Source organism: uncultured Cardiobacterium sp. (genome assembly GCF_938028185.1).
Classification (GTDB): Bacteria; Pseudomonadota; Gammaproteobacteria; order Cardiobacteriales; family Cardiobacteriaceae; genus Cardiobacterium.
The window spans coordinates 1-4883 of sequence record NZ_CALJAH010000246.1 but is presented as its reverse complement, the minus strand read 5'-3'; the positions used below and the strand labels follow the sequence as shown (position 1 = coordinate 4883).

General features: G+C 59.8%; 5 protein-coding genes. 3 read left to right on the top strand and 2 right to left on the bottom strand.

The genetic code is table 11. The features are described 5' to 3' along the window. Nucleotides 1–890 (top strand): GyrI-like domain-containing protein (locus Q0349_RS07125; protein WP_298080180.1); only part of this gene is annotated, 890 nt, incomplete at its 5' end. Nucleotides 891–924: 34 nt separating this feature from the next. Continuing rightward, nucleotides 925–1329 carry a VOC family protein gene (locus Q0349_RS07120; RefSeq protein ID WP_298080179.1) on the top strand — a complete coding sequence of 135 codons (405 nt, stop codon included), beginning with the start codon at nt 925–927 and terminating at the stop codon, nt 1327–1329. 69 nt (nt 1330–1398) lie between these two features. Here the strand turns inward: Q0349_RS07120 and Q0349_RS07115 are convergent, their stop codons facing one another. Both Q0349_RS07115 and cysK read right to left on the bottom strand, forming a co-directional pair. Further along, a complete protein-coding gene (locus Q0349_RS07115) occupies nt 1399–2148 on the bottom strand; it encodes a carbonic anhydrase (protein WP_298080178.1) in 750 nt (249 codons plus the stop codon). Nucleotides 2149–2343: 195 nt separating this feature from the next. Next, nucleotides 2344–3291, bottom strand: coding sequence for a cysteine synthase A (gene cysK / locus Q0349_RS07110; protein WP_298080177.1), 948 nt, complete (start codon nt 3289–3291; stop codon nt 2344–2346). Between the two features lie 335 nt (nt 3292–3626). Between cysK and Q0349_RS07105 the strand changes: the two genes are divergently transcribed. After that, on the top strand, nt 3627–4598 hold the full coding sequence (locus tag Q0349_RS07105) for a LysR substrate-binding domain-containing protein (RefSeq protein WP_298080176.1): 972 nt from the start codon (nt 3627–3629) through the stop codon (nt 4596–4598). Nucleotides 4599–4883: the final 285 nt, after the last annotated feature.

Sequence of the window (4883 nt, the reverse complement as noted above, 5' to 3'; positions counted from 1 at the left end):
GCGCCCGCATAATGCGCGCCAAGGAGAACCCCATGCGCCACCCCGAATACAACGAAGCCCGTTTCGCCAAAGTGCTGCAATACCTGCACTGCCACTACCCGCACGAAATCGACCTTGCCCGCCTCGCCGACATCGCCTGCCTCTCGCCCTGTCACTGGCACCGCATCTACCGCGTGGTCATGGGCGAAACCATCGCCGAAACCCTGAAACGCATCCGCCTGCACCACGCCGCGCACCTGCTGCTCAGCGGCGACAAACCGCTGGCGGAGATCGCCCGCGCCTGCGGTTACGGCGGCAACGCCCAGTCCTTCATCCGCATCTTCCGCGAAGCCTACGGCCAGCACCCGCAGGACTACCGCGCCCGTGGCGGCGCGCCCTGCCCTGCCCCGGCGCCGGTTGAAACCAGCGCGTACCCGCTGGAAATCCGCGACATCGCGCCGTTGCCGGTCGCCATCCTGCCGCACCACGGCGACTACATGAACATCGGCGCGACCCTCAGCCACGCTGAAAGCCTGCTCACCCTGCGCGGTCAACTGCCCGCCGCACAGGCGCGCTACTTCGGCATCTATTACGACGACCCCGACGCCTGCCCGGCCACCGCGCTGCGTGCCGAAGTCGCCATTTACACTGGCGATGCGCCAGTCGCCGCTCCTTTCACCCGGCGACTGCTGCCGGGCGGACGCTACGCCGTACTGCACCATCGCGGTGCCTATGCCGAACTGCACCGCGCCTACGACTGGCTCTACCGCGACTGGCTGCTCAACACGCCGTTGCAAGTCGCCGACGCGCCCTGCATCGAAGAATACCGCAACGACTGCAAAACCACGCCGCCGCAGGAGCTGCTGACCGACATCTGGCTGCCGCTCGCCAGCGATGGCAACAATGCCTGAAACCCTTTTCTTAACCCCCCACCGGAGCCAATCCATGAACGAAAACCCCAGCATCCTCTCCCATGTCTCATTGGGCACCAACCACTTCGCGCAGGCCGTCGCCTTTTACGACAAAGTGCTGGCGACGCTTAACATCCGCCGCACCCTCGATTTGAGCGAGCATCAGGCGGTGGCTTATGGGCGTGCCTACCCTGAATTTTGGATACAGCGCCCGCATGACGGCCAGCCAGCGGCGACGGCGAACGGCGTCCACGTCGCCTTTTTCGCCACCAGCCGCGCCGAAGTCGATGCCTTTTACGCCGCCGCCCTCGCCGCCGGAGGCAAGGACGAAGGCGCGCCCGGTCCGCGCCCGCATTACGGCAAGGAGTATTACGGCTGCTTCGTCCGCGATTTGGACGGCCACAAAATTGAAGCGGTGGCATGGCTCATGGATGAATAGTCCATTGTCGTATAAATAAAGAAAGCTGCACTTTTCCGTGCAGCTTTCTTTTTTTCTGTACTTTACTTTTTATTCTTCTATCACAATTCGTGCATTCAATGGCTGTAGCGGGCGATTGTTATTTTGGCCAATCATTGCCCGCATCGCTTCCAATTGCATTTTGCTGGCATTTACCGGGGTTTTGAAGACCACCCAGTTTACGCCTTCACTACAGGGCGGGGTTGTAAGCGAGCCGTTGAGACGGAAATGTTCAAGCCCCTGCGGAAACAGCGGCGTGATGTCCAGTATTTCGGTGAGAGTATATTTTTCCCCACTCTGTAATTTTTGCGCCAGCAAGGGCTGCAATGCCTGGTTTTCTTCGCCTTCGACAAACATCACGCCCAATACTGCCAATGCACCATCGTCGGCTTTATGCACGAAATGCGCTTCCATCGGGAAATATTTTTGCAAAAAGGTATGCTCGCTTGGCGTATGGAAATGGAATTGCCGGAAGGTAAATTTTTTGTCGCCCAGTTGCAGTGCCTGCACGTTTTCTGCCGGGGTTGCCTTGATGGTTTTTCCGTTATTCTCAACGGTATAGTGCAGCGGCTCGTAATGGAATGTAGCGCTATTGTCTGTGTGTGCCTGCACGGCAGACAGATCAACAGGCGATTGGTTCTTGCCGGATTTGCAGGTGGCATACACCGGGCTGATATCGCCCCAGTGTTCCGGGCTGTCTTTGCCGCTATAAGACCACGCAGGTGGCGGCGGTTCGGCAAGGGAAATGGCAGGGATAGATGTGGCGCAGATTGTAGCCAGTACGGATAAACGCAGTTGCATGATGCCTCCGGTTGCGTCGGGTTGATGATTGGTACTGGATTATGCGTGTCGCAGGTTTTTTTATCAATCAGCAAAAATCATGTAAAAACAATGCGTATTTATCACTTTGACTACGGAGCAGGCTTGCAAAAAAAGCCGGTCTGGCGACCGGCAAACAGATACAGGAGTGTAGTAAAGGTAAAGGTATAAGAAGAATCAGGGGAGGAGATGGTCGTCCGAGCCTTCGTTGATGCTCTCGAAGAGGAAGGTGGACATATAGCGTTCGCTGCCGTCCGGGAGCATGGCGAGGATGACCGAGCCTTCTTCCGCCTGTTGCGCAAATTGCAGCGCGGCGTTGAAGGTCGCGCCGCCGGAGATACCGGTCAAGATGCCTTCTTGTGCGGCGAGTGCCAAGGCGGTGTCGCGGGATTCTTCGTCGCCAACCGGGATGAGGTAGTCGTAGATGTTTTGGTTCATGGTTTTAGCGATGAAGTCCGGCGTCCAGCCCTGGATTTTGTGCGGCGCCCAGTCTTTGCCCGCGAGCAGTTGCGCGTTCACCGGTTCGGTGGCGACGATTTTGAGGTCCGGGCGTGCCGCTTTCAGCACTTCGCCGGTGCCGGAGATGGTGCCGCCGGTGCCGTAGCCGCTGACGAAGTAGTCGAGGCGCTCACCGGCGAAGTCGCGCAGGATTTCGGCAGCGGTGGTTTCGCGGTGGTATTGCGGGTTGGCGGGGTTGGCGAACTGGTCGGCGAGGAACCAGCCGTTTTTCTCCGCCAGCTCTTTGGCGACTCTGACCATGCCGACGCCGCGCTCGGCGGCGGGGGTGAGGATGACTTTGCCGCCGAAGCTGCGGATGAGTTTGCGCCGCTCAACGGAGAAGGTTTCGGTCATGACGGCGACAAACGGATAGCCTTTGGCGGCGCAGACCATCGCCAGCGCGATGCCGGTGTTGCCGGAGGTGGCTTCGACCACGGTTTGGCCGGGTTTGAGTACGCCGCGTTTTTCGGCGTCGTTGATGACGGCGTAGGCGAGGCGGTCTTTGACCGAGCCGCCGGGGTTGCGTGATTCGGTTTTGACGTAGAGCTGGACGTGTTTCGGCGCCAGGCGGTTGATGCGGATGATCGGGGTGTTGCCGATGGTGTCGAGGACGCTGTTGTATTTCATGGAGGTGTTTCCTTGTGGTTTGTGACGGGGCGCATGGTAATACGCTTCGCCGGGGCGCGTTATGCCTTTTTGGCATAAGCACCCCCCGTTTTGGTTATAGGCGGGAGGGGCGTGGCGGGGTAAGATGCCGCGCCGTTAGCCATCCCCCTAAAGCCTCATACTGTGTTGCGCCGCCTGACCGGGCACCCTAAAAAATGGCGGAGCCATTTTTTAGGGAAACCCGCGCCGTACAAAGGCGTACTGTCTTCGGCGGCGCGCCTTGTCTGAGGCTTTGGGTATATGGCTATATTGGTATGTTTTTTGCATGGGGGTTGTTTTTTGGCGAGGGTGAGCGGATGAAATTCAAGCAGTTACAGTGCATTGCGGCGATTGTGCAGTCCGGGTTCAATGTGACGGCGGCGGCGGAGGTGCTGCATATGTCGCAACCGGCGGTGAGCAAGCAGGTCAAGATGGCGGAGGAGCTGCTGGGCGCGCCGATTTTCCGCCGCAACCGCAAGGCGTTCATCGGTCTGACCGAGGTCGGCGAGGCGATGATGCCGGACATCGAGCGGATTATGGTGGCGATGGACAACATCGCCCGCCTGAGCGAGCACCATAACCTGTTCGCATTGTCGCAGCTCTCCATTGCCACCACGCACACGCTGGCGCATAACCGTCTGGTGCAGATTCTGCCCGCCATTCAGCACGATTACCCGCAGTTGCCGATGAACGTCATCGAAGGCACCAACGCGCAGATTTTACAAATGGTGCAGGAGCGCGATGCCGATTTCGCCTGGTTTTCCGCGAGCGACCTGACGCCGTACAACCTGCTGCTGCGCGGCCTGTTCATGCTGCCGGCGGAAAGCTGGTCGGCGGTGGCGGTGGCACCGCGCGACCACGCCATCACGCAGAAGCCGTTTGAAGGCCTGACCAGCCTCGCCCCCTACCCGCTGATTACCTATGTCACCTCGCACAAGGAGCCGTCGGCGCTGGCGCGGGCGATGGCGGGGCGGGGGCTTGCGGCGCGCATCGTGCTGACCGCGCGCAACGCGGAGATGATCAAAAGTTATGTGCGTCAGGGGCTGGGCATCGGCGTCATCGCCGACATGGCGTTTGATGCGGACAAGGACAGCGATCTCGCGATGTTCCCGCTGGAGCGCTGGATGCCGATTTTCAACACCTACCTCGTCTGGCACAACGAAATGCGGCTGCGCGCCTTCCACTATGACCTGATTGACCGCATCGTGCCGGGGGCGACGCGCGAGGCGGTCGAACAATACGTGCGCAAACAGCAAAGCGTCAGCTCCGAACCGGGCTGGGCGATTTAGCGCCCGTTTACATACACCTCCCCCGCTACCCTGTATGTATCCGGCTCCCCTCCCCCGGTGGGGGAGGGGCTGGGGATGGGGTTAGCCCGCATACCACCAATGCCAAAACGTCCACTATCCGCCATAAATCACCATTTACATACACGATCCCCGCTACCTTGTATGTAAACCGGAGACACCATGAAAACCATCATGCCATTACTGGCACTGCTGCTCGCCGCCCGCACCGCCATCGGCCAACCCGACGGCTGCCCGCTGCCCCTGCCGCAGGGCATCCAGCTCAAT

What these genes read in the sequence shown, in the direction of transcription:
- Q0349_RS07105 (WP_298080176.1), top strand. Translation starts at nt 3,627, where the DNA reads ATGAAATTCAAGCAGTTACAGTGCATTGCGGCGATTGTGCAGTCCGGG.
- cysK (WP_298080177.1), bottom strand. Translation starts at nt 3,291, where the DNA reads ATGAAATACAACAGCGTCCTCGACACCATCGGCAACACCCCGATCATC.
- Q0349_RS07115 (WP_298080178.1), bottom strand. Translation starts at nt 2,148, where the DNA reads ATGCAACTGCGTTTATCCGTACTGGCTACAATCTGCGCCACATCTATC.
- Q0349_RS07120 (WP_298080179.1), top strand. Translation starts at nt 925, where the DNA reads ATGAACGAAAACCCCAGCATCCTCTCCCATGTCTCATTGGGCACCAAC.